The sequence below is a fragment of the Kribbella sp. NPDC049174 genome (assembly GCF_043197365.1).
Classification (GTDB): domain Bacteria; phylum Actinomycetota; class Actinomycetes; order Propionibacteriales; family Kribbellaceae; genus Kribbella.
Window position 1 is genome coordinate 2040059 of the sequence record NZ_JBICSZ010000001.1, and the last position, 25626, is coordinate 2065684.

Consider the following 25626-nt stretch of genomic DNA (forward strand, 5'->3'; position numbering starts at 1 on the left):
GAGCACCACCCGAGGTAGCCGGTAGGAGCTGGGACAGTGGGGTCGCTCGGGGTGGATGGGTGGGCTGGGGGCGAGTGAGGGGTGTGGTTAGGGGCGTTTGTGGATGAGTAGGGGGAGGACGGCTGCGGCGCCGGATTCGCGGAGTTTGGCGGCGGCTACGGTGATCGGCCACTGTGACGACGACGCGTCGGTCAGCAGGAGGACCGCACGACCGCTGACAGCTGCCCCGTCGACCTGGATGCCGTCTCGCCAGACTCTGGCCTCCTCGGCTGAGGAGAGGTCGTCGGTGAAGCCCGTCCGGTCGATGGTGAGCTCGGCGCGGTCGAGCCGGCCGACGGTTGCGACGTGGTCCGCGATCTCGCCGGTCAGGCGACCGTAGCCCGCAGCCGCCAGCGGTACGACGACCTCCGGCCGACTGGACCAGGAACCGCGCCACCGCGAAAGAGCCGCCACCGCGCCCGCCTTCAGCGCCTCGAGCGAGTCAGGATCCGGTGACGCGTCGGTGAAGGTCCCACGCAGCACCTCCCGCCACTCGGGGGCGTCTGCATAGATGATGGTCCGCCCCGGCTCAGCCCCAAGCTCCGCCGGGATCCGGCCCTTCGCGCCGAACGCGCCGCCCGGCCACATCTTCCGCGGCTCCAGGATGTGCACCTCGCCGCGCAGCAGCCGGATGATCGCCTGCACGGTCTCGGTCTCAGGCTTCGCCCGGAGCGGGTCGGGCAGCTCACCGAGGCAGACCGAGCAGCGCCCGCACGGCTCGGCCGACGGGTCGTCCAGCGACTCTTGGAGAAGTTGCATCAAGCAACGGTCACCCCGGGTGTACGCCCGCATGATGTCCGCCTCACGCCGCCGGACCCCGACGATCCCGTCGTAGTGGGCCGCGTCGAACGTCCACTCCTTGCCAGTCCGCACCCAGCCGCGCTCGACCCGGTCGACGACGCCGTCGACCGCGAGTTGTTTCAGCATCAGTTCGACCCGCGTCCGACGCAGCCCGGTCTCCGCCTCCAACGCGGGAACGGTGGCCGGCTGATCCGGCCCGTACCCGTCCAACCCGCTGAGCAAGCGGTTCACGTTCTCCGGCACCGGGATCGTCGCGGTCGCGAAGTAGTCCCACACACCCGCGTCCGCATCGGACGGCAGCAACGCCACCACGGCGTGGTCGATCCCGCGGCCGGCACGACCGACCTGCTGGTAGTACGACACCGGCGACGGCGGCGAACCGACATGCACGACGAACCCGAGGTCCGGCTTGTCGTAGCCCATCCCGAGCGCCGAGGTCGCGACGAGGGCCTTCAACTCGTTCCCCCGCAGGGCGTCCTCGAGCCTCTCCCGCTCGCCCGCATCCAAGCCGCCCGTGTACGCCGCGACCGGCACGTCCCGGCCGTGCACCTCCTGGATCGCGGCCGCCAGGCGTTGCGCATCGGACACGGTCAACGTGTAGACGATCCCCGACCCAGGCAACTTCGGCAGATGGTCGACCACCCAGGCGAACCGATCCAACGGCGACAACGCATCGACAACAGCCAACTGCAAACTCGACCGGGCCAGCGGACCACGCAGTACAAGCGTGGACTCCCCCAGTTGATGCGCGACGTCGTCGGTCACCCGCGCGTTGGCCGTCGCAGTCGTCGCGAGCACAGGCGTCTTGGGGTTGAGCTGCTGCAGTACGTCGGACACGCGGCGATAATCCGGCCGGAAGTCGTGCCCCCAGTCCGACACCGCGTGCGCCTCGTCGATCACCAGCAGCCCGACCTGCCCGGCCAGCCCGTCGAGCACCCGCCGACCGAAGCCAGGATTCGCCAACCGCTCCGGCGACACCAGCAGTACGTCGATCGCACCGGAGCGCAGGTCGTGCTCGATGCTGGACCACTCGTCGATGTTGTTCGAGTTCAGCGTGGCTGCCCGCAGACCTGCTCGGCTCGCGGCGGCGACCTGATCACGCATCAACGACAGCAGCGGCGACACCACCAGCGTCGGCCCCGCGCCCTCGGCCCGGCGGATCGCGGTGGCCGCCCAGTACACCGCCGACTTTCCCCAGCCCGTCGCCTGGACGACCAGCACCCGCGCGCTCGCCTCGCACAGGGCGGCGACCGCGGTCTCCTGATCCGCCCGCAATCGCGCGCTCTCCCCCGCGATCGCCCGGATCACGCCGCCGGCGATCCCCGCGCGCGCCTCGGTCAGAGTGCTGGTGGTCGAACTGGTGTCAGCCATGCCACGACACTAGACGCCCGCGCCCCCAGTTCGCTCCGAGCGACCACCGCGCTGTGGATAACCGGGTGCGGGAGACGTAGCTCACTCTCCGGGTGGCTCACACCACGCCGCGTCGTCTCGTCGGTTGGGTGTAGTGCCGACTTTGAACAGGAGATGAGCATGAACATCCGTTTCGACCACGTCACCAACCCGGTCGGGGCCAAGGCCTTGAAGTACATCACCTCGGCCAACAAGGTCGTGTGGGACTCGACTCTGCCCGAAGCGACGCGACACCTGGTGGAGATCCGCGCCAGCCAGATCAACGGCTGCGGTTACTGCATCGACATGCACACCAAGGACGCCGTCCACGCCGGCGAGTCCTCGGTGCGGCTCAACCTGGTCGCGGCCTGGCGGGAGGCGACGGTTTTCACCGACGCCGAGCGCGCGGCACTCGAGTTGACCGAGGAGGGCACCCGCATCGCCGACGCGGCCGGCGGTGTCTCCGACGAGGTCTGGGCGAACGCGGTGAAGCACTACGACGAGGACCAGCTCGCCGCGCTCGTGTCCCTCATCGCCCTCATCAACACCTGGAACCGTCTGAACGTCATCACCCAGCGGCCGGCCGGTGACTACCAGCCCGGCCAGTGGGGCTGACCTTTGCCGTCAGGCCCGGCGAGCATCGGCAGATGCCTGCCGGGCCTGACGGCAGATCAGGCGCACTTTCCGGGGTGGCAGGGTTCGCCACCGGCGGTGACCAGTCGTTGCGGACCCGCTCCCTTGGCGGCCAGCGCGTCGTACGGATTTGCCAGGGCGCAGCGGTCGAGGGAGAGGCAGCCGCAGCCGACGCAGTCCTTGAAGTCGTCGCGGAGTTGTTCCAGGTGCAGGATGCGCTTGTCGAGCTCGGCCTGCCAGCACTCGGAGATGCGTTCCCAGTCCTGGCGGGTGGGTGTGCGGTTCTCCGGCAGCAGCGCCAGGATCGCGGCCACCTCCGCGAGCGGGATGCCGACCCGTTGGGCGATCCGGATCAGCGCGACCCGGCGGAGCGTGTCGCGCTTGTACCGTCGCTGATTGCCCGACGTACGACGGCTGACGATCAGGTTCTGCCGCTCGTAGAAATGCAGAGCCGAGATCGCCACGCCGCTGCGCTGCGCCAACTGCCCGACCGTCAACTCACCCGGCTCGATGTCCACCCGTTCATCCCTCCGACCTCGCCCTGGATCGAGGCTAGCCGACGGGATCAGGCGGTCACGAGGCGACGTCCGATGCTCGCGGACATCAGCGCGGCCGCCGCGCAGAGCCCTCCGGCCAGGTACCAGGCGAGGTTGTAGCTGCCCTGTACGTCCCGGATCGCGCCAGCTCCGGTAGCGGCCAATGCGGCACCGATCTGGTGCGACGCGAACACCCAGCCGAACACGATCGGCCCGTCCACCCCGAACCACTCCCGGCACAACGCGACGGTCGGCGGCACAGTCGCGACCCAGTCGAGGCCGTAGAAGATGATGAACACCCAGATGCTCGGCTGCGCCGACGGACCGAGCAGAGACGGCAGCACGAGCAGCGACAGGCCACGCAGCGAGTAGTACCCGATCAGCAGGTACCGCGGATCCCACCGGTCGGTCAGCCAACCCGACACGATCGTGCCGGCGACGTCGAACACTCCCACCAACGCCAGCAACGACGCAGCCGTCGTCACCGGCATGCCGTGGTCGTGTGCCGCCGTCACGAAGTGTGTGCCGATCAACCCGTTCGTCGACGCACCGCAGATGGCGAAGCCACCCGCGAGCATCCAGAACGCCGGCCGGCGCATCGCTGACCGCAACGCAGTCAGAGCCCGCAGCGCACTGCTGCCGGTCGTCTCGACCCGCTGCCCCGCAGTGCTTCCCTTTGGAGCGCCATACGCCCGCAAGCCGACATCACTCGGGTAGTCCCGCAGGAACAGCAGCACCAGCGGTACGACGGCCAACGCCGTGCCGGCCGCGACGAGCGCCGGGACACGCCACCCGTACGCACTGGCCAGATTCGCGATCAGCGGGAGGAAGATGAGCTGGCCGGTCGCGCCGGCCGCAGTCAGGATGCCGGTGACCAATCCACGGCGATGCACGAACCAGCGGCCGGTGATCGTCGCGACGAACGTCATCGACATCGAACCGGTGCCGACACCGACCAGCAGACCCCAGCACAGCAGGAGCTGCCAGGACGAGGTCATGAAGACGGTCAGCCCGCTGCCGAGCGCGATGAGCACCAGGGCACCACTGACGACGCGACGCAGACCCAGCCGATCCATCAGGGCCGCGGCGAACGGCGAGATCAGGCCGTAGAGCAGCAGGTTGATCGACACCGACGCCGAGATCGTGGCGTGCGACCACCCGAATTCGTCGTGCAACGGGTCGAGCAACACCCCCGGCACCGAGCGGAACCCGGCCGCACCGATCAGCGTTACGAACCCCACTCCGGCGACTGCCCAGGCGAGGTGCACCCGGGCAGTCTTCTTCTCCACAATCTGCGTCACCCGGACAGATTGCCGTCTGTCCCCACGCCAAACCAGTGGCCAGAACGCCAGCATGTGTCAAGATATGGCCATGGGCACCTCCAGCACCGGCCGGCCGAAACTGCGAGCGGTCGGGCCACACGTGGTCGCCGTCCTGGCCCTGGAGCCGGTGGTCGGGTTCGACCTGACCATTCCGCCGACGGTGTTCGGCGCGGCGACGAAGGCCGACGGGACGGCGTTGTACGACGTCCGCATCTGCGGACTCGAGATCGCGCCGATCCGGGCCGGTGCCGGGTTCAGCCTGATCCCCGACTACGGGCCGGAGGTGCTGGCCGAGGCGGACACAGTGATCATCCCGGGCACGTACATCGCCCAGCCGCGCTACGAAGGCACGCTGCCGGACGACCTCGCGAAGGCGCTCGGCACCATCCGGCCGGGCACCCGGATCGCGTCGATCTGCACCGGCGCGTTCGTGCTCGGCGCGGCCGGGCTCCTCGACGGACGGCCGGCGACCACACACTGGCTCCGGGCCGAGATGTTCCGTGCCCTCTACCCGCAGGTGAAGCTCGACGAGGAACTGCTGTTCATCGATGACGGCGACATCGTCACGTCGGCGGGTCTCGCCGCGGGTGTGGATCTCTGCCTGCATCTGATCCGTCGCGACTTCGGCAGCGAGATCGCCAACCGGGCTGCTCGGCACTGCGTCGTACCGCCGTGGCGGGACGGTGGGCAGTCACAGTTCATTGAGCGCGTCGTACCGGACGAGGGCAGCGAAGGTACGGCGCCGACCCGCGCCTGGGCGTTGGAGCGCCTCGATGAGGAGCTGAGTCTCACCACGATGGCCACCCATGCGCAGATGAGCGTGCGAACGTTCAGCCGGCGGTTCAAGGCCGAGACGGGTCAATCTCCGGGCACCTGGCTGCTGCAGCAACGCGTGCGACACGCATGCCACTTGCTGGAGACCACGGACCTGTCCGTCGACCGCGTGGCCGAGTCGGCCGGCCTGGGCACTGCCGCGTCGCTGCGTCATCACCTCCGCTCCGAACTCGGTGTCTCTCCCCTCGCCTACCGCAAGACCTTCCGGGCCGGCTGAGTCACAGCACCACCAGGTCGTGCGGGCGACGGTTCATCGGCTCGACGCCGTCCTCGGTGACCACGACGATGTCCTCGATCCGCGCACCCCACCGCCCTGGCTGGTAGATGCCCGGCTCGACGCTGAACGCCATCCCTGGTTCGAGAATCAGCTCGTTCCCGCTGACAATGTACGGCTCTTCGTGCACGTCGAGCCCGATCCCATGTCCGGTCCTGTGGATGAAGAACTCGCCGAACCCGGCCGCCGCGATCACGTCCCGTGCTGCCGCATCGATCGACTCCGCCGACACCCCCGGCCGCACCGCATCCACAGCCGCCTGCTGCCCGTCCCGCAGCACGGCGTAGGTCGCGGCGACATCCGCATCCCGCGGCTCACCCACGGCGTACGTCCGGGTGGAGTCAGAGTTGTAGCCCTCGGCAACCGGTCCGCCGATGTCGACGACCACCACGTCACCGGCTTCGATCACCCGGTCGGACACACCGTGGTGCGGACTCGCGCCGTTCGGCCCGCTGCCGACGATGACGAACTCGGCCAGGACATGACCTTCCTCGACGATCGCGGCGGCGATGTCGGCGCCGACCTCCGCCTCGGTCCGGCCCGGCCGCAACCACTCGCCGACCCGCGCGTGCACCCGGTCGATCGCCGCACCGGCCTTCCGCAGCGCCTCGATCTCGGCCGCGTCCTTGCGCATTCGGAGCTCGCGCACGATCGGCCCGGCCAGGACCTGTTCGGCCTTCGGCAACGCCTCGCGCAGGGCCAGCACATGCAGCGCCGGCGTGAAGTCGCTGACCGCCACCCGCTCCGATCCACGCAGGCGATCGGCGGCAACGCCGTACGGATCGTCGCCGTCGACCCAGGTGACGACCTCGACGCCGAGCTCTGCCAACGGAAGGTCGGCGAACCCAGGCGCTTCGAGCTTCGGTACGACGAGCGCCGGCGGACCGTCGGCCGGAATGACCAGCGTGGTCAGCCGTTCGAGCGAACCACCTGCCTGCCCGAGCAGATACCGCAGATCCGAACCGGGCGCGATCAGCAGACCGGTCCCGGCGGCGGCTTCGCGGGCGCGTTCCAACCTGGCACGCAGTACGTCGGAAGCGGGGACGGGGCCTTTGGGAGTTCGACTCGACATGGGCCCGACTTTAGCCCGCGGCGACCGTGTGGATCAGCTGGATTGAGACCTGCCGGGCGGCCAGCAGCCGGCCGAGGCACTCGGTCTGGCGTGCGGCAAGTTCGTAGGCCTGATCTTTGTGGTGCTTCGCCGCGACGGCCGCTGCGACCTGTTCGACACGGCGAGACCAGGACAGTGGAGCAGTGTTGGGACGCGTGACCTGTTCGAGCAGTTCGAAGCCGGCATTCGCCAGCAACGCGGCGAGCTCGCGCTGGGTGGGGAAGTGGTTGCCCTCCGGGGCCGGCAGACGCTGCTGCGCCCGGGAGACGACTACCAGCAGACCCAGCGAGGCTCCGGGCTTCAGCACGCGGTGCATCTCGTCCAGCAGCGCCGCCTTGTCCTCGACGGTGCACAGCACCCCCAGGCACCAGCCGACATCGGCCGAGCCCGACCGCAACGGAAGACGCCCGCCATCCGCGGTGACGACCGGCAGCCCGAAGAGTCGCGCGGCAGCCCGGCAGGCCGGAAGCATCGGCTCCACCAGGATCGGGCGCACCCCGAACCGCTCCGCCGCCCAGGCCGCCGGGCCACCCACTCCGGCCCCGACATCCAGCAACCTGTCCCCCGGCGCCAGCTCACAGGCCTCGGCCAACCAGGCGAGCCCGCCCGGACTCGAACTGCCCCGGCAGGCCGCAGGTATGGCGTGCCCCGTGCCGAGTTCCTCGACCGCCTCGGCGGTCCAGTCGGCGAAGTCTCCGAACTCGGCAACCATCGCAGCTGTAGTCATGGCCGTTCCCCTTCCCCCGTTACCACCCGATCACGAACCGCGCATCGGACAGCTCCCTCTGACAGATGTAGCACCGATCGATCGGATCCGCTCGCGCCCGACCGCTTACCAAGCGGTGACACTGTTTCTGTGCCCAGCCGGAAACTGTCGGCGAGGCTTGCTACAACTGGTCGCGGTTCGATCGAGACCCGATCGGCACAAGCGAAAGGCGACTGCGATGGCACTGCACCATGTGTCCTTCGGCGAGGGTGTTCCGGTGCTCTCGCTGCACGGCTGGACTCCGGATCACCGGCTGATGTCGGGCTGTCTGGAGCCGGTGTTCGCCGAGGTGCCCGGGTACCGACGGCTCTATCCCGACCTGCCCGGGATGGGGCAGACGTCGGCCGGTGCGATCGACAGTTCCGACGGGATCATGGCCGAGGTGCGCGCGTACATCGACGAACAGATCGGGGACGAGCCGTTCCTGCTGATCGGAGAGTCGTACGGCGGATATCTCAGCCGCGGCCTGATCGCGGAGCGCCCCGAGCAGATCCTCGGACTCGCGTTGATCTGCCCGATCGGCGCCGCATTGATGCACGCCGACCGGACCGTCCCCGACCACGTCATCCTGCGGACCGAGCCGGGCGTGCTCGAATCGCTGACCGAGGGCGAGGACTTCACCGACCTCGCCGTCGTCCAGACCGCTGCCGCACTCGAGGCGTACCGCTCCGACGTCGCGCCCGGGCTCGAGGTGGCCGACCTCGAGGCGCTCGACCGGATCCAGAAGAACTGGGCGCTGTCGACCGCGCCGGAGAGCGGTCCTGCCTACCAGCGGCCGACGCTGATCGTCTGCGGCAGGCAGGACGCGGTGACGGGCTTCGCGGACCAGTACGCGCTACTCCCCCACTATCCGCGGGCGACGTACGCCGTACTGGATGTTGCCGGGCACAACCTTCAGATCGAGCAACCCGAGCTGTTCGCCGCCTTGATCCGCGAGTGGTTGCAACGCGCTTCGACGGAGTGAGGCAACCGCGTCAGCTCGCTTGGCCCGTGGGCATGATGGTGACCTGCTGCAGATTCACGCGCGGCGGCAGGGTGGCGATGAAGCCGATGGTCTCCGCGACGTCCTGCGGGGTCAGCCACTCCATCGACTCCTTGGCACCGGCCAGCCACTGGAGTGCGCCCTCGTCGGTCACGTGACTCTGGAGCTCGGTGCCGACGATGCCCGGCTCCACCGCGGACACCCGGACGTTCTTCGCGCCCAGCTCGGCGCGCAGGTGGCGGGACAGGTGCGTCACGTAAGCCTTGGTGCCTGCGTAGACGGCGAAGTTCGGGTAGATGTTCTGGGCGGCGATCGACGAGGTGTTGATCAGGTCGGCGACACCGCGCTCGGCGGCCGCGGCCACGAGTTGCGGCGTGAACGCGGCGATCGCGTTCATCAGGCCGGTGATGTTGAGGTCGATCTGGCGCTGCCACTGATCGGTGCCACGCTCCTCGATCGGTGCCGGAAGCATGACGCCGGCGTTGTTGAACAGCAGGTCGGCGCCACCCAACTCGGTGGCGACCCGATCCGCCGCGGCCTGCACCGCCGCGGCATCGGTCACGTCGACCGACAGCGCGAGCGCAGTACCGCCGTCCTTCTCGATCCGGGTCACCAGGTCGCCGAGTCGATCGGCGCGCCGCGCCAGTACGACGACGGTCGCGCCCAGCGCCGCCAGGTGCTCGGCCGAGGCTTCGCCGATGCCGCTTGAGGCGCCGGTGACAACAGCGACGCGGCCGGCGAGGGGCCTGGCAACAGCTTGTGTGGACATGTGATGCGTACCTTCCTGAAGGGGATGCCGGCCGGTGAGCACCGGCCACCTCTTCAGCACATCAGTCCGCGAACGCCCGTGGCGGCCTGGAACAGACCCTGCTCGGGCTGGCATCGGGAAGGCTGGTACTGACAGGGCCACGTAGCTGCGTGTCTCCCGCCCGAGCCTCGATCACACTGGGCATATGGAACGCAGTACCGAGATCGCCGACTTCCTGCGCACTCGCCGAGCAGCCATCTCGCCCGACCGGGCCGGCCTGCCGGAGGACGGGCGCCCTCGACGCGTGCCTGGCCTACGGCGTGACGAGGTTGCGCGGTTGGCGGGAGTCAGCACCGAGTACTACACGCGTCTGGAGCAGGGCCGGGCCGGCAACCCGTCGCCCGAAGTCGTCGACGCTCTCGCTCGCGCCCTCCAGCTCGATACCGCCGAACGCGAACACCTCACTGATCTCCTGGCCAGGCCAACCCCTGCTCGTCGTACTCCGATCAGTCCGCAGCGGGTCCGTCCGGGTCTCTACCTGATGTTGCAGACCCTCGATCAGGTGCCGGCTTTCATCCTCGGGCGGCGTACCGACGTACTCGCGACGAATCGGCTTGCCCGTGAGGTGCTGACGGACTTCGACGCCCTGCCGGCTCCGCGCCGCAATCTTGCGCTGTACTACCTGCTCGATCCCGCCGCCCGCGAGCGCGTCGGCGACTGGGAGCGCATCGCCGCCGAGACAGTTGCGATGCTGCGACTCGAAGCCGGCCGCTCGCCACACGACCGCCAGCTCGCCGACCTGGTCGGCGAACTCACCCTGCGGTGCCCCGAGTTCACCGGCTGGTGGAACGACCACCGCGTCCTGCGCCGGACGCATGGCGCGAAGGTCTACCACCACCCCGTCGCCGGTGACCTCGAGTTCGCCTACGAGTCCTTCCAGGTGCCCGGCGACGCCGACCAGACTCTCTGCGTCTACAACGTCGAGCCCGGCTCCCCCACCGCCGAGGCACTCCGACTCCTCACCAGCTGGACGACACCCCAACCCGCGAGCCCGCCCACCGCCGGCTGAGCGTTCCACTACTCGCGCATCGCCTGGAGCACGACGGCAGCCAGCAGTACGGCGGCGCCGATGAGGCTGAGGGTGGTCAGGCGCTCGTGGAAGGCGAGTACGCCGATCGCCGCGGCCAGCAGTGGTTCGATGAGGGCGATGACGGCTGCGGTGGAGGCTCGGATCGCTCGGAGGCCGGTGTAGAACAGGGCGTAGGCGAGTGCGGTCGGGACCAAACCGAAGTACGCGAGGAGTGGCCAGCTGACCGGTGCCGGGATGAGGCCGCCAGTCATTGCCAAGGGCAACAGGATGACGGCGCCGACGGCGAAGCCAAGGAAAGCGCTGGTGATGGGGTCCTGCTGATCCCGGTTGAGCAAGGTGGTCAGGGCGTAGCCGGCGGCTGACAGGAGCGAGAACGCGATCCCCAGCAGGGATCCGTGGCCGGTGCCTGCGCCGCCGGAGATCAGGAGAGCCAGCCCCAGTACGGCGATGAGCAGGGTGCTGGTGATCCGCTCACGAGCACCCAACGCGATGATGACCGGGCCGGCGCCGAGGGAGACGACTGTGGCGACGGCGACGCCGACTCGCGGGATCGCGGCGAAGTAGCCGAGTTGGCAGACGGCCAGGCCGAGACCGCTCAGGAGATAGCGCAGCGGCGCCGCGGCGAACTGCTGGATGATCGGACCGCGGGCGAGGACCCGGCAGGCGACGGCCAGCCAGAGGGCGGCGCCGAGGAGCCGCCAGAACGAGATCGCTGTCGAGTCCAGGCCGCTGTGCTGGAACAGCAGGGCGCCGGTCGGGCCGCCCGTGCCCCAGGCGACTCCGGCCAGGGCGACGTACAGGAGACCGCGCGCCGACGAGGGCGCAAGACGGTAGTGCATCAGACACTCCAGGGTGTTCGCACGAAGAGGTTGGGGCGTCTGCGAACAGCCCGAAGGAGCCCAGGTCAGAACCCGAGCGTGATGAGGTCGGCCGTCCGCTAAGCGGCGGCCGGCGGAGTGATGATTCGATGCACGGCCGCGACCCTAGCAAGCCGACTGCCCCGCCGCCGACCCGTTTTCGGCGCCAAACAGCGGACCGGTCCATGCCAGGTGCTGACCGGGCAGGGTTGCGGCGGTACCGTCAATGGATGTGGTGGTTACTAGCCGCCCTAGGGGGCGGGGGAATAGTGCTCGGGGGCCGGTATCTGTGGGACCGCCGAGCCGCACGGCAGGGTGATGCGGAGGAGCTGGAGCAGATCCGCAGGCTGGCCGACGAGGACGTGACGCTGCTCGGGGAGGAACTCCGGCGGCTGGATGCTCAGGTGGCCGGGCACCCGCTCGACGCCGACGGGCAGGCGGACTATCAGGTCGCTCTCGACGCGTACGAGGCAGCGCAGCGAACGGTCAAGGGCATCCGGAAGTCCGAGGACATCAGTGCGGTGACCGACACGCTGGCGACCGGCCGGTACGCGATCGTCTGCGTCCAGGCGCGGGCGCGGGGCGAGGCAGTGCCCGAGCGCAGGGTGCCGTGCTTCTTCAATCCGCAGCACGGTCCGTCGACGAAGGACGTGGTCTGGACGCAGCCGAGGGTCGGCACACGGACGGTTCCGGCGTGTGCACAGGATGCCGCGCGGATCCAGACCGGCGACGAACCCGAGGTCAGGTTCGTCCAGTTCCACAGCCGCCGGGTGCCGTACTGGGAGGCCGGCACCGCGGTCACGCCGTACGGCCTCGGCTACTTCGGGGCGGGGGCGGGAGCGAGCTACATCGCCTTGGCCAGCTTCCAGACCCAGGGTGGCGCGGCCGGAGTCTGGGGCGATGCCGGCACCCACGGTGCCGGCTGGGACGGCGGGTTCGACGGTGGCGGGATGGACGGTGGCGGAGGCGGCGACGGCTGAGTAGGCCTACATCCGGAGGTGGGAGCCGCCGTTGAAGTCGAGGACGGTGCCGGTGGCGAACTCGGCCTCGGGTGAGGCGAGGTAGACGATGGCCGCGGCGACTTCGGACGGGTCGGCAACGCGTTCGAGCGGGCTCTCCAGCCGGCGACGGTCGTAGCCTTCGCCGACCAGGTGGACCGAGGCCATGTCGGTGGTGGTCCAGCCGGGTGCGATCGCGGTCACCGCGACCCCTTCCGGACCGAGGGCGCGCGCAAGTGACTGTGTGAACGACACGATCCCGGCCTTCGAGGCGCCGTACGCGGGCTGGTTCGGCTCACCCCGGAACGCGCCGCGCGACGAGACGTTCACGATCCGGCCGCCGCGGCCCATGTGCCGCACCGCGCACCACGCCGCGTTCGCCGGGCCGACCAGGTTCACCGCGAGCGTGTCGGCCCAGGCTTGCTGCCATTCGGCGTACGTCGCCTCGCGGATCCGATGCGGGTGATACACACCGGCGTTGTTCACCAGTACGTCGATACCACCCAGAGCCGCCGCGGCGTCGTCGACCATCGTCTCAATCGCCGCCGGATCGGCAAGATCGGCCTGGGCGAGCACGTGCCCCGGCCCGGGCAGTTCCTTCAGCACCATCGCCGCGGCCTCGGCGGACGAGCTGTAATGCACAGCCACCCGGTCCCCCGCCGCCGCGAACGCCCGCGCGGTCGCCGCACCGATCCCCCGAGAAGCCCCCGTCACCAGCACCGCTCGATCCATACCCCGATCCTTTCACTCCGGAAGAAACGGGGTGCTACTGGCGCGGGTTGATGTCCCGGCGGTAGGACTTCGAGGCGCGGACCCACTGCTTCTTGGCTTCGGCGCGGAGGCGGAGGTCGTTGCGGCGAGCCATATAGGCTGCTTCGCGCTGGAGCTTCGTCCAGCTCTCGTAGCGGCGGTGCGGCAGCGTGCCATCCTCCAGCGCGGCCCGCACCGCGCAGTCGGGCTCGGTCAGGTGAGCGCAGTCCTTGAACTTGCACTGCTCGGCCAGCGCCGTGATGTCCGGGAACGCAGCCGCCAGCCCTTCACCAGACTCCTGCAGCCCGATCCCCCGCAGCCCTGGGGTGTCGATGACGACCCCACCACCCGGCAGCACGATCAGCTCACGCCGCACCGACGTGTGCCGGCCCTTGCCGTCGTCACGGATGTCCTGCACGTCCAGCAGTTCCACACCCGCCAGTGCGTTCACCAGCGACGACTTGCCCGCGCCACTCGACCCCAGCAGCGCCACAGTCGCGTCACCAGCCAGCAACGCCTGCACCGACGACAGCCCTTCACCGGTCGTCGCACTGCACACCAGCACGTCGGCACCCGGCGCAGCACGCGCTACGTCGTCCGCGACGGCCTCCGCGTCACCGACGAGGTCTGACTTGGTCAGTACGACGACGGGCCGCGCTCCGCTCTCCCACGCCAACGCGAGGAAGCGTTCGATCCGGCCGATGTTCGGCTCCGGGTGCAGCCCGACCACGATCGCGATCACGTCGACGTTGGCGGCCAGCACCTGGCCCTTCGACGTACCGCTGACTTCTGCCCGCACGATCGCCGTACGGCGTGGGGCCAGGGACTCGAGGGTGATCCGGTCGTCCGGCCAGTAGCGCAGGACGGCCCAGTCCCCTGTACATGGGCCGGCATGCGGATCACTGGCCATCGCGGCGAGGAGCGCACCGGACCACGTCGCGCGGACCGGACCGTCCTCGGTGAGAACCGTCGCCAGGCCCTTGTCGACCCGGGCGACACGCCCCGGCAAGAGCTCGTCCGGGACGGCGGCAAGGAATTCGGCCGTGGAGCTGTCGAGTCCCAGGGCCTGGAGTGTGGCTGACATGCGGCGAACCTTTCGGAGGGTCCGGCCGCGAGATCAGCTCAGCGGACGGACAGTGCGGGAAGCGTCGGCCCGGTGGGCCTGGCCCAAACTCATGGCGGGTGCCTCCCTTCGACGTCCTGCGGTCCTGATCGAGGACCGGCTGATGTCGTCAGCGTAGGTCGTCGGATTCACTTTGCGCACCGGATTTTCCGACCGGCTCCGGCTTGCGTTCCGCCCGCGGCGCACCGTCCGCCGGCCGAGGCGGCTTCTCCGTCGGCCGGGGTGCGTCGTCCGGCGGCGATTCAGGCTTCACGCCGTCGGCCGGTACGACGGGCTCCGGCGGCTCGAGCGGGGTCAGCGGGTGGCCGTGGTGCGGCTCCGGCTCGGCCTTCATCACCGGCTCCACCTCGTCCTCGGCGTCCTTGCCGGCCTGGACCTCGGACGCCGATTCGGCCGCCCGCGACTTGTGCGGCCACAACCGGTCCACGACCGCGTTCAGCGCAGCACCGATCAGCACCGCGATCGCCGTCATGTAGAGCCACATCAGTACGGCGATCGGCGCCGCCAGCGGGCCGTAGATCGACGTACCGCCGACTGTGCTCTGCAGGATCCACCGCAGCACGAAGCTGCCCAGGATCCAGATCGACAACGCCAGGAACGACCCCGGCAGGTCGGACACCCACGGCGTCCGCACCGGCACCGACAAGTGGTAGAGGGTGTTCAGGAAGCCCGCCGACAGGATCGTGACGACCGGCCAGTACAGCTGGTTCAGGAAGTCCAGCCGGTGCGGAAGCACCGCGGCCACCGCGTCCGGACCGGCCAGCACCAGCGGGAGCACGATCACGCCGATCACGAGGGCGGCGCAGTACAGCGAGAAGGACAGCGCGCGGGTCCGGACGATGCCGCGCTTGCCGCCCATCCCGTACATGATCGTGATGGTGTCGACGAACACGTTCAGCGCCCGGCTGCCGGACCACAGCGCGAGCACGAAACCGATCGAGATGACATCCGGCCGGCCGCCGTTCAGGACCTGGTTCAGGGTCGGCACGATCACGCCCTGGACCGAGTCGTCGGTCAGCGCCCGGGCCGCCAGCACGGCGATCTGCTGCTTGATCTCGTCGATCGTCTCGACCTCGAAGTACCGGCTCGCGATGTACCCGAGGCTTCCGGCCAGTCCGAAGATCAGCGGCGGCAGCGAGAGGATGGCGAAGAACGCCCCCTCGGCCGCGAGCCCGGTGACCCGGTAGCGCAGGCAGACGCCGACGGTCTGGGTCACAAGCTTCCAGGTCGTCGCCGGGATTCTGCGGACCCATGCCAATGAGAGGGAGCTCCCACCAGTGGGTCCTGCCCCAGAACGTGCCATACCGCTTACCGTACTGACATGGCGGACCCTTTCGCGGTAACGAATCAGGCTCCCCCACTGCGGGGGGTGAACTTCTTCACCCGGGACACGGCGCTCGGTGACGCTCTGCGTCCGTACGGCGGCGTCGCGGACGATCCCGGTCTGCACCGGATCGGCGAGCTGGCCGGGTCCGAGGAGGCCCTCTCCCAGGCGCTCCCGGCGAACCAGAATCCACCCGTGCTGCGCACCCACGACCGCTACGGGCACCGCATCGACGAGGTCGACTTCCACCCGTCGTGGCACTGGCTGATGGAGCAGGCCGTCGGCTTCGGCCTCCAGGCCGCGCCCTGGACCAGCGACCAGCCGTCGCCGCACCTGACCCGCGCCGCCGGCTTTTACCTCTGGTCCCAGGTCGAGCCGGGTCACGGCTGCCCGATCTCGATGACGTACGCCGCCGTGCCCGCGCTGAAGGCCGACGAGCGGCTCGCGAAGGAGTGGATCCCGCAACTCGCGTCCACCCGGTACGACGTCCGCCGGCTGCCCGCGGCCGAGAAGACCGGCGTGCTCGCCGGGATGGGGATGACCGAGAAGCAGGGCGGGTCCGACGTCCGGGCGAATCTCACCACCGCGACGCCGACCGGGAGCGACGGCGAGTACCAGCTCAACGGGCACAAGTGGTTCTGCTCGGCGCCGCAGGTCGACGTCTTCCTGGTGCTCGCCCAGGCACCGGAGGGACTGAGCTGTTTCGTCGTACCGCGGGTCCTTGCCGATGGCAACCGGAACGCGTTTGCCCTGCAGCGGCTGAAGGACAAGCTCGGCAACCGGTCGAACGCGTCCAGCGAGGTCGAGTTCCGCGGCACCGTCGGATACCGGCTCGGCGACGAGGGCGCCGGCGTCCGCACCATCATCGAGATGGTCGCCGCGACCCGGCTCGACTGCGTCCTCGGATCCGCTGCTCTCCAGCGGCGCGCGCTGGTGGAGGCGGTGTGGCACACGAGCCACCGCTCCGCCTTCGGTGGGTTGCTCGCGGACAAGCCGGCGATGCAGAACGTGCTCGCCGATCTGGCGCTGGAGAGCGAGGCCGGCACGGCCCTCGCCATGCGCCTCGCCGCAGCCGTGGATGCGTCCCAGCCCGTCCCCACCGCTCCTACAACCCCCGGTCGCGCGGAGCAGGAGGTTGCCTTCAGGCGGATTGCGTTGCCGCTGGCGAAGTTCTGGGTGTCGAAGCGGACCTCGTTCATGGTGGCCGAGGCGCTCGAGTGTCTCGGCGGGAACGGGTTCGTCGAGGAGTCCGGGATGCCGTTGCTGTTCCGGGAGTCGCCGCTCAACTCGATCTGGGAAGGGTCGGGCAATGTCAACGCACTCGACGTACTGCGGGCGCTGCGCCGGCCGGAGTCGCTGGAGGCGTGGCTGACCGAGCTGGCCACGGTCCAGGGCGCCGACCATCGGCTCGACGCCGCCGTGAACGACGTACTGCAAGCGCTTGCTGACATCGAAGGCGCCGAGGCCGGAGCACGGCGTCTGGCAGCGCGGATGGCCCTGTGCCTGCAGGCCTCGCTGCTGATTCGGCACTCGACCCCCGAGGTCGCGGACGCGTTCGTGGCGTCCAGGCTGGCCAATGACTGGGGTGGCGTGTTCGGCACGTTGCCGAGGACGACACCGTTCCGGGCGATCCTCGATCGCACGATAGGGTGAGCGCGTCGCGACTGGCGCGCTGAGGTGGAGAACCACCGGGGAGCGAAAACCGTCGGCACCGTGCGCCTGGGTGCCTTCGACCCACTGCAACCGCAGGAGAGACAACGATGACTCAACCCTTCGATGCCGCCGCCGCATCGGCCGCGTACCGCAACGCGCTCGAGGTGATCGGCGCGGTGGAACCCACGATCGCCGGCGCGATCAAGGCCGAGCTGGCCGACCAGCGCTCGTCGCTGAAGCTGATCGCGAGTGAGAACTACGCCTCCCCCGCCACCTTGCTGACGATGGGCAACTGGCTGTCCGACAAGTACGCCGAGGGTACGATCGGGCACCGCTTCTACGCCGGCTGCCAGAACGTCGACACGGTCGAGCAGACCGCGGCCGACCACGCCCGGGCCCTGTTCGACGCCCCGCACGCCTACGTCCAGCCGCACTCCGGCATCGACGCGAACCTGGTCGCCTTCTGGGCGATCCTGGCCCAGCGGATCGAGTCGCCGGCGCTGGCCGAGGCCGGCGCGAAGCACGTCAACGACCTGTCCGACGAGGACTGGAGCAAGCTCCGGAAGGCGCTCGGCGACCAGAAGATGCTCGGCATGTCGCTCGACGCCGGCGGTCACCTGACCCACGGTTTCCGGCCGAACATCTCCGGCAAGATGTTCAACCAGCAGTCCTACGGCACCGACCCGGAGACCGGGCTGCTCGACTACGCCAAGGTCGCCGCGGCGGCGCGTGAGTTCAAGCCGCTGATCCTGATCGCGGGCTACTCGGCGTACCCGCGGAAGATCGACTTCGCGAAGATGCGCGAGATCGCGGACGAGGTCGGCGCCACCCTGATGGTCGACATGGCGCACTTCGCCGGCCTGGTCGCGGGCAAGGTCTTCACCGGCGACTTCGACCCGGTGCCGCACGCGCACGTCACCACGACGACCACGCACAAGTCGCTCCGCGGTCCGCGCGGCGGCATGGTGCTGTGCCAGCCCGAGTACGCCGACTCGGTCGACCGCGGTTGCCCGATGGTGCTCGGCGGCCCGCTCAGCCAGACCATGGCGGCGAAGGCGGTCGCGCTGGCCGAGGCCCGGCAGCCTTCGTTCCAGGAGTACGCGCAGGCGATCGCGGACAACGCGGTCGCGCTGGCCGACGGCCTGATGAAGCGTGGCGTCAAGCTCGTCACCGACGGCACCGAGAACCACCTCGTGCTGCTGGACGTGTCGTCGTACGGGATCACCGGGCGGCAGGCCGAGTCGGCGCTGCTCGACTCGGGCATCGTGACGAACCGGAACGCCGTACCGCGGGACCCGAACGGTGCCTGGTACACCTCGGGTGTCCGGATCGGTACGCCTGCGCTGACCACGCGCGGCTTCGGGGCCGACGAGTTCGACCGGGTCGCCGAGCTGATCGTGGACGTGCTGTCCTCGACCACGCCGACCACGACGTCGGCCGGTGCGCCGTCGAAGGCGAAGTACGTGCTGGCCGACGGGGTCGCGGACAAGACCAAGGCCGCCTCGGCCGAGCTGCTCGACAAGCACCCGCTGTACCCGGGTCTCGAGCTCAGCTGACGCCTCGAACTATCAGAAAGTTGTAATAGTTGCGGTAGGGTGCGTGCATGCCGCCTGACCCGACCCCGGAAGAGATCAGTCAGTTCGTCGAGCGATTCGCCGGAGTGCTGGGGAACAGCGGCGTACCGACGATGTCCGCCCGGGTGATCGGGCGGATGCTGGTCAGCCCGACCGGCATGCTGACGTCCGCCGAGCTGGCTGAGTCCTTGCGAATCAGCCAGCCGGCGGTGTCGGGCGCCGTCCGGCAACTGCTGCAGGTCGGCTTCATCTCCCGGGAGCGGATCCCCGGTTCGCGCAAGGATCACTACCGGATCCGCGACGACGTGTTCTCCGCGATCCTCGAGCGCCGCAACAACTCCCTCGCCGAGTGGGAATCCACCAGCCGCTCCGGCGCCGACCTGTTCGGCCCGGACAGCACGGTCGGCCAACGCCTGACAGAAGCAGCCGACTTCTTCGCCTTCATCCACAAGGACCTCGAACAACTGATCAAATCCTGGCGAGCCGATCACCCCCGATAAACCGCCGGCTGCGGCAACTCGACCTGGAGCCGTCTCGCCACCGCAACCGCGACGTCGTCGAATCCGTGCGCGGCAACGACCTGCGCGCCGACCGGCAGTCCGTCCAGCAACCCCGCCGGGACGCTCACCGCGGGATGACCGGTCACGTTCAACCCCCAGCACGGATCCCCGGTGACGATGTTCGGCTCGTGCTGGTCGTAGCCATGGGCAACAGTCAGCGTCGTCGGCGTGACCAGCGCGTCCACCAACTCGAACAGATCAGCCAGCGCGGTGTTGTTGTGATCCCGGACCTCCCGAGCACGATTCGCCGCGGCAGCCTCGACGCCGCGACCCGAATCCAGGTCCCACAACGCCTGCCACGCGTCATCGGGCGGGAGGAGTTCGAGCGGCGCGTCGACGACGGTGACGTCACAGTCGTCCAGGAGCTTGCGCATCAGTAGGTCGACCGCAGGGTCGGCCATGGGCTCGCCGAGCGTCGACCGATACGCCACCCGCCACGGCCGGTCGACAACGGATGGCACCGGCCAGTGCGGCAGCGCCGTCGGGTCGAGCCGATGCGGGCCGCTCGCGATACTCGTCGCGAGTACGACGTCGTCGAGATCGGCACCGATCAGACCGGCCGTCGTCAATCCACCCAGGGACCGGCCGACCGGTCGCGGGATGCGGCCGTAGGTGCCCTTGAACCCGACCACCCCACAGAACGCCGCCGGGATCCGCAGTGAACCACCCGAGTCGCCACCCGTTGCCAGCGGTACGACGCCGGCCGCAACCGCCGCGGCTCCGCCGGCCGTCGACCCACCCGGCGACCGGGACAGATCCCACGGATTCCGGGTGTAGTCGCGCCCGTTCCACCCGAATGTCTGCGACACCGCACCCGACCGGGCGCGCGTCGCCGTACCGATCGGAATCGCGCCCGCCGCGACCAGCCGGCTGATGATCGGCGAGTCCTTCGGCTGTCGTGCCTTCAGCAGGAACGGAACCCCGGCCAGCGGACCGGCCACCTCCAGGGTCCGCGCGGCCTGGCGGGCACCGACCGGATCGAGGTCCTCGACGAAGTGCAGGATCGGATCAAGCCGCGCGACCGCGTCGAGCGTCTCCTCGACCACCTCGCTCGCGGACCGGCGGCCACTCCGCACCTGCTCCGCGATCGCCGCCGCGGTTGTCCCCATCACCGGCGCGAGTCTAACCAGCTCATCGAAGCACCCGGGTGAGGCGTAGTGGCCCCCGGGCGCAGTACAACTGGCCTATGTCTGAACAGTGGCCAGGGGGTCAGCCGGGTGGGCCGACGGCGTACGTGCCATTGCGAGCGCCCGGAGTCAGCGCCGGTTACCGGCGGTGGGCGGGCATTCTCGTCTGGGTCGCGATCGTCATCGCGGTCCTGATGGTGGTTGCGTTCGTGGTGAGCGTTGTGCTCCTGGTCAAGGCGGACTCGGACGTGGACAACGCGGCCTACGGTTACCTCGCCATGTTTCTCTGGTTCGGGATCGTCGCCGCGATCCCGGTCGTGCTTGCGGTCGGCATCCCTGGTGTGGTCATGAGGCGACGGGTGCGGCAGGCGGGAACCACACCTTCATAAGAAGCGGGTGAGCAGGTCTTCGACGCGTTCCGATCGGCCCTGGCGCCGGTGGGTCTCCCAGTCCTCGACCGACATCACGCCGCTGATCAGCTCGAGCGCCTCCGCGAGCTCTTCGTCCCGGTACGGATTGGGCATCTCGAGGCGTTCCCCCATCGCCTCCTCCGCGCCGAACAGGTGCGCGGCGCCGGCCGCATCACCCTGCCGGAGAAGGATGTTCATCACGGTGTTCGCGAACGCCATCGTCAGGCTGGAGTTGCCGAGCGCCACCACCGTGCCGACCAGGCCGCCGGCCAGCTCGCTCGCCTCGTCGAGCCGGTCCGTGACGGCGAGCAGGTAAGCGAGGTTCTGGCCTTGTACGGCGGTCTCGTTGACGTCGCCGAGGTCGTCGAGGATCGCGAGCGACTCCCGCATCAACGCCTCGGCGCGATCGAGCCGGCCCAGTCGCTCCTCCAGACCGCCGAGGTTCCCCAGCACCCGGGCGAGACCACCCTTGTCGTCGACGGTGCGATGCAGGTCGAGAGCTTCCGCCAGCGTGTCACGGGCGGCCTCGACGTCTCCGGCCGCACCCTGCGCGGTTCCCAGCAGGCTCAGCGCCAGAGCCATTTCGGAGCGCTCGTCGAGCGTCCTCGCCATCGCGAGGCTTCGGCCGGCCATCTCGTGGGCACGGTCGATCTCGCCCTGCAGCAGAAGCAGATTCCCCAATCCCCGCAAGCAGGCGGCGAGTTCCCGCGACGACATCCCGCCGGCCCGCTCGACAACCCGTTCGTGCCAGCGGCGGCCTTCGGCGACGTACCCGCCCAGCACCCACATCCAGCTGAGGGCGGCGCACAACCGGACACCGACGGCGACATCACCGTCGGCATCGGAGTTCGGGACCGCCCAGCCCAGCGCCGCACGGAAGTTGTCCAGCTCGGTCTTGGCCAGCTCGAGACTCGACCACGTGGTCGACTCCCGCATGGCTTGCAGGTGCTCGGCGAGATCCGCGTAGTACAGGGCGTGCGCGCGACCAGCGGCGTCCGCCTCGCCCGCAGCCACCAGCTCGTCCTCGGCGTACTGGCCGATCGTCCGCAGCAGCGAGACTCTCGGTCCCCCGTCCGGACCCTCGGTGACCTTCACCAGGCTGGCGTCGTCGAGCTCCGCGATCACGTCGAGCGGGTCGGCCCGCGGTGAGGTGCCGAGGGCAACGGCTGCGATCGCGTCGAGGTCGGCACCGGCAGCGAAGACCCCCAGCCGACGGAACACGCCGCGCTGCGCCGGACCGAGCAGGCGGTAGGACCACGCGATGGTCTCGCGGAGCGTCCGCTGCCGCTCGGGCGCCACGCTGCTCCGGGACTCGAGGTCGAGAGCCTGACCGATTCGGCCGAGCAACGCCTTGGTGGTCAGCAGCTTCACCCGGGTCGCACACAGCTCGATGGCCAGCGGCAGTCCGTCCAGCCGGCGACAGATCGCCACCACGTCGGCGACGTTGTCCTCGGTGAGATCGAAGCCGGGACGCACAGCCCGCGCACGTTCGACGAAGAGCTGCACCGCCGCGGAACTGCCGGCCGCGGACAAGCTCAGGTCGTCCGGCAGTGCGAGCGGCTGCACCGGATACAGCCGTTCGGCGCTCAACCCGGTCGGCCGCCGCGACGTCGCGATGATGCCGACGCCGGTTGCCGTTTCGAGGATGCGGGCAACGACCTTGTCGGCCCCGTCGACCTGCTCGAGATTGTCCAGGACCAACAGCAGCGAACGGCGGGCCAGGTGGGCGAGCAGATGCTCGGGCCGGTGTTGTTTCGGTGGCAGGTCGAGCACCTCGGCGATCGACGTCCACATCACCGGCTCGTTGGCCACGGCTGCGAGGGGCACGAAGTACACACCGTTCCCGAATCCCGTGGCGAGCCGCTCGGCCGCCGCGACGGCCAATCGGGTCTTGCCGGCGCCACCGGGCCCGGTGAGTGTCACCAGGCGCACGTCCGGTGCACCGAAGATCTCCAGCAGTTGTGACTGGTCGTCCTCCCGGCCGATCAGTCGTGTCGCCGACGCAGGGAGGCTGGTCGCCGTACCGACCGTGCGCAGCGGCGGGAAGTCCTCCCGAAGACCCGCGACCGTCAACTGGAACAACTGCTCGGCCTCCGGGATGTCCTTCAGGTGATGTACGCCGAGATCGCGCGACGACACGCCGTCGGGCAACCGGCCGCTGACGAGGTCACCGGTCACCGCCGAGATCACCACCTGGCCTCCGTGCGCGGACGAGGCGATCCGGGCCGCCAGGTGCACGTCCATACCCCAGTAGTCGCCGTCGAGCACGCCAGGTGTCCCCGTGTGGATGCCCATCCGCACCCGCAACTGCTCGCCTTCGGGCCAGTCATGGTCCGCAAGTCCGCGCTGAGCGAGGACGGCCGCCTCGATCGCCTCGGCCGCCGTACGGAAGACGACGAAGAAGCTGTCGCCCTCGGTCGACATCTCCGTACCGCCGGTAGCCGCCCACACGCTGCGCAGGATCCGACGGTGGTCGTCCAGCACCTCGACGTACCGGTTCCCCAACCGGGTCAGCAGCGCGGTCGACCCCTCGATGTCCGAGAACAACATCGTGACCGTCCCCACGGGCACACCACTCATCCACCCCACCCCCGACCAGCAGTATCGCTCAGCGACTCACCCTTCCCACGGACCAGATCATCAGGGCCGCGAATGCCGTGCCGATGACGGCGCAGGCGAGGGGGATGCTGGTGAGGGTGATGAAGGCGCCGAAGGTGGTCATGGCTACTGGCATCAGGGCCTCGTCGGAGAGGTTGACGATGCTGAAGCTGCGGCCGAGGTACGACGGGTCGACGGTTTGCTGGAAGGCGGCGGACAACTGGGCCGACGCGATCCCGGCGGTCGCACCGATCATCGCCATCGCGACGAACATCCCGAGGTGCGGCACCACGCCGATCAGCACGCAGCCGGCCGCCTGAACCACCAGAGCGATCAGGCCACTGCGGGCCAGGTTGGCCGGCTTCCAGCGCATTGCGACCAGTGCGCCCACCGCAGCGGAGATTCCCGAGCACGCCTCGAACCACCCCAGCGCGCTCGGACCCCAACCTGCTGCGTGGGTGCGCTGCACCAGCCCGACCGCGAGCACCGGACCCACGCACAGGTTCAGACCGGAGAACGCGATCACCAGCGTGCGCGCCCGCGTGTCCCGCCGCAGGTAGGCGAAGCCGGCGCGGAGGTCAGCCCGGATCGATCCGCCCGTCGAGACCGGCTGCGGCAGCCGGGGCTTCACCACGAAGGCCAGCGCCAGCGCGATCACGACGTACGAGATCGCGTCGACGATCATCACCGTGGCCAGACCACCTGATGCCACCAGCAGACCACCCAGCGGTGCTCCGGCGAACACCGCCAGCCGATGGGCCAGCTGCGATCCGGCGGTCAGTTTCACCAGATCGTCGGACCGCACCATCCGCCGCGGCAGCGTCCCGGCCGCCGGCGTGTAGAGCGCGTCCGCCGCTCCGAAGACCACCGCGACGATGAGCAACAACCCAAGCGACAGACCCCACGCGAGCAGCACAACAGCTGCCACGACCAGTACGACGATCCGCCCGAGATTCGCCAGGATCATCGTGCGCCGGCCGTCGAACCGATCCGCGAGCGCACCGCCGTACAACAAGACCAGTGCCTTCGGCAGAGCGCCGATGCCCATCACCAGGCCGGCGCCCGCCGGCGTGGTCACCTGGGCCGCACTCCAGGCCAGGCCGACGTACCAGGCCATGTCGCCCGACTGCGAGATCGCCGTCGACAGGATCCAGCCGTGCACCCGGTGGTCGCGACGCAGTGGCGGGAAGACGACCTCCGCCTCCGTGGTCATGGCCGAGCAGGCACCGCGTGCGCGAAGAAGAAGACTTTGTGCGCGTCGTCGCTCTCCGACGGCTCGTCGGCGTACTCACGGACCAGTTCCTCGATCCGCTCACTCAGTTCGTCGAGCCGGGACGGCGTCAATGTGAGCCATCTCTCGGTCGCGTACGCCGCCCGCACCCAGGGCTCCTCGAACTCGTACCGCATGTCGAACCATTGCCGGACTTTGCCGACGTGATGGGCCAGGTTCGCGTCCTCGGCGGTGGCCGCGACCAGCTCGGCCGCGGGATCGCCCTTGGCGTCGGCGATCGACCACGTGTACGACGAGGTGTCGGCGACCCTCCACCACCGTTCCCGCCGGTTCTTGGCCAGCTCGGGAGCCTCCTCGATCACCCCGGCCGCGCTCAGAACCTTGAGGTGATGGCTGATGTTGCCGACCAGTTCACCGGTGGCGCCGGCCAGCCGGGACGCGGTCGCGGGGCCGTCGATGTAGAGCAGATCGAGCAGCCGGCGGCGGAGCGGATGGTGGATCGCGGCCAGAACGGAGGGCTCGGCGCGACGGCGGTTGGCGGGTGTCATGGCCACACGATAGGACCCACAAGAGTTCTTGCACAAGAGTTCTTGTGAACCATTTGCAGCGCCCGGAGCAATCTCCACCAGACTGGTAGAGATAGCCGTATCGTGAGACTGGGTCTCACGATGCAGGATTGGGAGTTGATTTGTCAGGCGTTGGCGCTGACGCTTATCAGCATGCTCGCTGCCCGCTCCACTCATCTCGTAGGTCGGATTCATGTCGACCTCGGGCGGATGCGCAGCGCCATCTGTTGTCCTTCGATGTTCTGACAGCGACCCCGCCGGGCCAATGACGGCCCCTGATCACCCCCGATCACCGCTGGGTGCGCACCGCGCGGAACGTATCGAACCGAC

At 69.3% G+C, this 25626-nt stretch carries 23 protein-coding genes and 1 riboswitch; of the genes, 9 read left to right on the forward strand and 14 right to left on the reverse strand.

Annotated features, from left to right (window positions below; translation table 11 throughout):
* Nucleotides 1-87 precede the first annotated feature (87 nt).
* Nucleotides 88-2211, reverse strand: a complete 2124-nt coding sequence (locus ACGFIF_RS09620) for a RecQ family ATP-dependent DNA helicase (protein ID WP_393153292.1) — start codon at nt 2209-2211, stop codon at nt 88-90.
* 159 nt (nt 2212-2370) lie between these two features.
* Between ACGFIF_RS09620 and ACGFIF_RS09625 the strand changes: the two genes are divergently transcribed.
* A complete protein-coding gene (locus ACGFIF_RS09625; RefSeq protein ID WP_393153294.1) occupies nt 2371-2844 on the forward strand; it encodes a carboxymuconolactone decarboxylase family protein in 474 nt (157 codons plus the stop codon).
* A gap of 56 nt (nt 2845-2900) precedes the next feature.
* Here ACGFIF_RS09625 and soxR read toward each other — a convergent pair whose 3' ends face one another.
* On the reverse strand, nt 2901-3380 hold the full coding sequence (gene soxR, locus ACGFIF_RS09630; RefSeq protein WP_393153296.1) for a redox-sensitive transcriptional activator SoxR: 480 nt from the start codon (nt 3378-3380) through the stop codon (nt 2901-2903).
* 47 nt (nt 3381-3427) lie between these two features.
* The gene (locus ACGFIF_RS09635; protein ID WP_393153298.1) at nt 3428-4699 is read right to left on the reverse strand and encodes an MFS transporter; all 1272 of its coding nucleotides are present in this window, start codon (nt 4697-4699) and stop codon (nt 3428-3430) included.
* 70 nt (nt 4700-4769) lie between these two features.
* On the opposite strand from ACGFIF_RS09635, the gene ACGFIF_RS09640 reads away from it, so the two are divergent.
* Nucleotides 4770-5771, forward strand: coding sequence for a GlxA family transcriptional regulator (locus ACGFIF_RS09640; protein WP_393153300.1), 1002 nt, complete (start codon nt 4770-4772; stop codon nt 5769-5771).
* 1 nt (nt 5772) lies between these two features.
* Here ACGFIF_RS09640 and ACGFIF_RS09645 read toward each other — a convergent pair whose 3' ends face one another.
* Together ACGFIF_RS09645 and ACGFIF_RS09650 are read right to left on the reverse strand one after the other, a co-directional pair.
* Entirely contained in the window at nt 5773-6900 is a 1128-nt protein-coding gene (locus tag ACGFIF_RS09645; protein WP_393153302.1) for a M24 family metallopeptidase, read from the reverse strand.
* A gap of 10 nt (nt 6901-6910) precedes the next feature.
* Entirely contained in the window at nt 6911-7666 is a 756-nt protein-coding gene (locus ACGFIF_RS09650; protein ID WP_393153304.1) for a class I SAM-dependent methyltransferase, read from the reverse strand.
* 217 nt (nt 7667-7883) lie between these two features.
* Between ACGFIF_RS09650 and ACGFIF_RS09655 the strand changes: the two genes are divergently transcribed.
* Nucleotides 7884-8669, forward strand: a complete 786-nt coding sequence (locus tag ACGFIF_RS09655) for an alpha/beta fold hydrolase (protein ID WP_393153306.1) — start codon at nt 7884-7886, stop codon at nt 8667-8669.
* A 10-nt stretch (nt 8670-8679) separates the two neighbouring features.
* Here ACGFIF_RS09655 and ACGFIF_RS09660 read toward each other — a convergent pair whose 3' ends face one another.
* Entirely contained in the window at nt 8680-9456 is a 777-nt protein-coding gene (locus ACGFIF_RS09660; protein WP_393153308.1) for an SDR family oxidoreductase, read from the reverse strand.
* A gap of 184 nt (nt 9457-9640) precedes the next feature.
* On the opposite strand from ACGFIF_RS09660, the gene ACGFIF_RS09665 reads away from it, so the two are divergent.
* The gene (locus ACGFIF_RS09665) at nt 9641-10504 is read left to right on the forward strand and encodes a helix-turn-helix transcriptional regulator (protein WP_393153310.1); all 864 of its coding nucleotides are present in this window, start codon (nt 9641-9643) and stop codon (nt 10502-10504) included.
* Between the two features lie 8 nt (nt 10505-10512).
* Here the strand turns inward: ACGFIF_RS09665 and ACGFIF_RS09670 are convergent, their stop codons facing one another.
* Nucleotides 10513-11364, reverse strand: a complete 852-nt coding sequence (locus ACGFIF_RS09670; protein ID WP_393153312.1) for a DMT family transporter — start codon at nt 11362-11364, stop codon at nt 10513-10515.
* A gap of 248 nt (nt 11365-11612) precedes the next feature.
* On the opposite strand from ACGFIF_RS09670, the gene ACGFIF_RS09675 reads away from it, so the two are divergent.
* Nucleotides 11613-12362 (forward strand): hypothetical protein, encoded by a 750-nt coding sequence (locus ACGFIF_RS09675; protein WP_393153314.1) that lies wholly within the window; start codon nt 11613-11615, stop codon nt 12360-12362.
* Between the two features lie 6 nt (nt 12363-12368).
* Here the strand turns inward: ACGFIF_RS09675 and ACGFIF_RS09680 are convergent, their stop codons facing one another.
* The 3 genes from ACGFIF_RS09680 to ACGFIF_RS09690 form a co-directional block, all read right to left on the reverse strand.
* Nucleotides 12369-13112 (reverse strand): SDR family NAD(P)-dependent oxidoreductase, encoded by a 744-nt coding sequence (locus ACGFIF_RS09680; RefSeq protein WP_393153316.1) that lies wholly within the window; start codon nt 13110-13112, stop codon nt 12369-12371.
* 34 nt (nt 13113-13146) lie between these two features.
* Nucleotides 13147-14214: a ribosome small subunit-dependent GTPase A gene (gene rsgA, locus ACGFIF_RS09685; RefSeq protein ID WP_393153318.1), complete on the reverse strand. Its 1068-nt coding sequence runs from the start codon at nt 14212-14214 to the stop codon at nt 13147-13149.
* Between the two features lie 148 nt (nt 14215-14362).
* Nucleotides 14363-15469: a YhjD/YihY/BrkB family envelope integrity protein gene (locus ACGFIF_RS09690; protein WP_393153320.1), complete on the reverse strand. Its 1107-nt coding sequence runs from the start codon at nt 15467-15469 to the stop codon at nt 14363-14365.
* Between the two features lie 105 nt (nt 15470-15574).
* Here ACGFIF_RS09690 and ACGFIF_RS09695 point away from each other — a divergent pair, with 105 nt between their 5' ends.
* From ACGFIF_RS09695 to ACGFIF_RS09705, 3 genes are all read left to right on the forward strand, one after another.
* Nucleotides 15575-17230 (forward strand): acyl-CoA dehydrogenase family protein, encoded by a 1656-nt coding sequence (locus ACGFIF_RS09695; protein ID WP_393153322.1) that lies wholly within the window; start codon nt 15575-15577, stop codon nt 17228-17230.
* Nucleotides 17228-17309, forward strand: a riboswitch (ZMP/ZTP riboswitch). Its footprint overlaps the gene before it by 3 nt.
* Nucleotides 17310-17337: 28 nt before the next feature.
* On the forward strand, nt 17338-18786 hold the full coding sequence (locus tag ACGFIF_RS09700) for a glycine hydroxymethyltransferase (RefSeq protein WP_393153324.1): 1449 nt from the start codon (nt 17338-17340) through the stop codon (nt 18784-18786).
* 47 nt (nt 18787-18833) lie between these two features.
* The gene (locus tag ACGFIF_RS09705; RefSeq protein WP_393153326.1) at nt 18834-19304 is read left to right on the forward strand and encodes a GbsR/MarR family transcriptional regulator; all 471 of its coding nucleotides are present in this window, start codon (nt 18834-18836) and stop codon (nt 19302-19304) included.
* Here ACGFIF_RS09705 and ACGFIF_RS09710 read toward each other — a convergent pair.
* Entirely contained in the window at nt 19292-20473 is a 1182-nt protein-coding gene (locus ACGFIF_RS09710) for an amidase (RefSeq protein ID WP_393153687.1), read from the reverse strand. The genes ACGFIF_RS09705 and ACGFIF_RS09710 overlap by 13 nt on opposite strands.
* 77 nt (nt 20474-20550) lie before the next feature.
* Between ACGFIF_RS09710 and ACGFIF_RS09715 the strand changes: the two genes are divergently transcribed.
* Nucleotides 20551-20880: a hypothetical protein gene (locus tag ACGFIF_RS09715; RefSeq protein ID WP_393153328.1), complete on the forward strand. Its 330-nt coding sequence runs from the start codon at nt 20551-20553 to the stop codon at nt 20878-20880.
* On the opposite strand, the gene ACGFIF_RS09720 is transcribed toward ACGFIF_RS09715, so the two are convergent.
* From ACGFIF_RS09720 to ACGFIF_RS09730, 3 genes are read right to left on the reverse strand one after another with little or no spacing between them, the layout of a single operon-like run.
* Nucleotides 20875-23481 carry an ATP-binding protein gene (locus ACGFIF_RS09720; protein WP_393153330.1) on the reverse strand — a complete coding sequence of 869 codons (2607 nt, stop codon included), beginning with the start codon at nt 23479-23481 and terminating at the stop codon, nt 20875-20877. The genes ACGFIF_RS09715 and ACGFIF_RS09720 overlap by 6 nt on opposite strands.
* Nucleotides 23482-23509: 28 nt before the next feature.
* The gene (locus ACGFIF_RS09725; protein ID WP_393153332.1) at nt 23510-24712 is read right to left on the reverse strand and encodes an MFS transporter; all 1203 of its coding nucleotides are present in this window, start codon (nt 24710-24712) and stop codon (nt 23510-23512) included.
* Nucleotides 24709-25278: an ArsR/SmtB family transcription factor gene (locus ACGFIF_RS09730; RefSeq protein WP_393153333.1), complete on the reverse strand. Its 570-nt coding sequence runs from the start codon at nt 25276-25278 to the stop codon at nt 24709-24711. The genes ACGFIF_RS09725 and ACGFIF_RS09730 overlap by 4 nt, the downstream gene beginning before the upstream one ends.
* Nucleotides 25279-25626 lie beyond the last annotated feature (348 nt).

Bases quoted from the DNA above. Each gene is read 5' to 3' on its own strand.
- ACGFIF_RS09625 (WP_393153294.1), top strand. From the start codon at position 2,371: ATGAACATCCGTTTCGACCACGTCACCAACCCGGTCGGGGCCAAGGCC.
- rsgA (WP_393153318.1), bottom strand. From the start codon at position 14,214: ATGTCAGCCACACTCCAGGCCCTGGGACTCGACAGCTCCACGGCCGAA.
- ACGFIF_RS09680 (WP_393153316.1), bottom strand. From the start codon at position 13,112: ATGGATCGAGCGGTGCTGGTGACGGGGGCTTCTCGGGGGATCGGTGCG.
- ACGFIF_RS09730 (WP_393153333.1), bottom strand. From the start codon at position 25,278: ATGACACCCGCCAACCGCCGTCGCGCCGAGCCCTCCGTTCTGGCCGCG.
- ACGFIF_RS09705 (WP_393153326.1), top strand. From the start codon at position 18,834: ATGCCGCCTGACCCGACCCCGGAAGAGATCAGTCAGTTCGTCGAGCGA.
- ACGFIF_RS09665 (WP_393153310.1), top strand. From the start codon at position 9,641: ATGGAACGCAGTACCGAGATCGCCGACTTCCTGCGCACTCGCCGAGCA.
- ACGFIF_RS09720 (WP_393153330.1), bottom strand. From the start codon at position 23,481: ATGAGTGGTGTGCCCGTGGGGACGGTCACGATGTTGTTCTCGGACATC.
- ACGFIF_RS09645 (WP_393153302.1), bottom strand. From the start codon at position 6,900: ATGTCGAGTCGAACTCCCAAAGGCCCCGTCCCCGCTTCCGACGTACTG.
- ACGFIF_RS09715 (WP_393153328.1), top strand. From the start codon at position 20,551: ATGTCTGAACAGTGGCCAGGGGGTCAGCCGGGTGGGCCGACGGCGTAC.
- ACGFIF_RS09620 (WP_393153292.1), bottom strand. From the start codon at position 2,211: ATGGCTGACACCAGTTCGACCACCAGCACTCTGACCGAGGCGCGCGCG.
- ACGFIF_RS09710 (WP_393153687.1), bottom strand. From the start codon at position 20,473: ATGGGGACAACCGCGGCGGCGATCGCGGAGCAGGTGCGGAGTGGCCGC.
- ACGFIF_RS09725 (WP_393153332.1), bottom strand. From the start codon at position 24,712: ATGACCACGGAGGCGGAGGTCGTCTTCCCGCCACTGCGTCGCGACCAC.
- ACGFIF_RS09650 (WP_393153304.1), bottom strand. From the start codon at position 7,666: ATGACTACAGCTGCGATGGTTGCCGAGTTCGGAGACTTCGCCGACTGG.
- ACGFIF_RS09660 (WP_393153308.1), bottom strand. From the start codon at position 9,456: ATGTCCACACAAGCTGTTGCCAGGCCCCTCGCCGGCCGCGTCGCTGTT.
- ACGFIF_RS09675 (WP_393153314.1), top strand. From the start codon at position 11,613: ATGTGGTGGTTACTAGCCGCCCTAGGGGGCGGGGGAATAGTGCTCGGG.
- ACGFIF_RS09640 (WP_393153300.1), top strand. From the start codon at position 4,770: ATGGGCACCTCCAGCACCGGCCGGCCGAAACTGCGAGCGGTCGGGCCA.
- ACGFIF_RS09695 (WP_393153322.1), top strand. From the start codon at position 15,575: ATGGCGGACCCTTTCGCGGTAACGAATCAGGCTCCCCCACTGCGGGGG.
- ACGFIF_RS09700 (WP_393153324.1), top strand. From the start codon at position 17,338: ATGACTCAACCCTTCGATGCCGCCGCCGCATCGGCCGCGTACCGCAAC.
- ACGFIF_RS09655 (WP_393153306.1), top strand. From the start codon at position 7,884: ATGGCACTGCACCATGTGTCCTTCGGCGAGGGTGTTCCGGTGCTCTCG.
- ACGFIF_RS09670 (WP_393153312.1), bottom strand. From the start codon at position 11,364: ATGCACTACCGTCTTGCGCCCTCGTCGGCGCGCGGTCTCCTGTACGTC.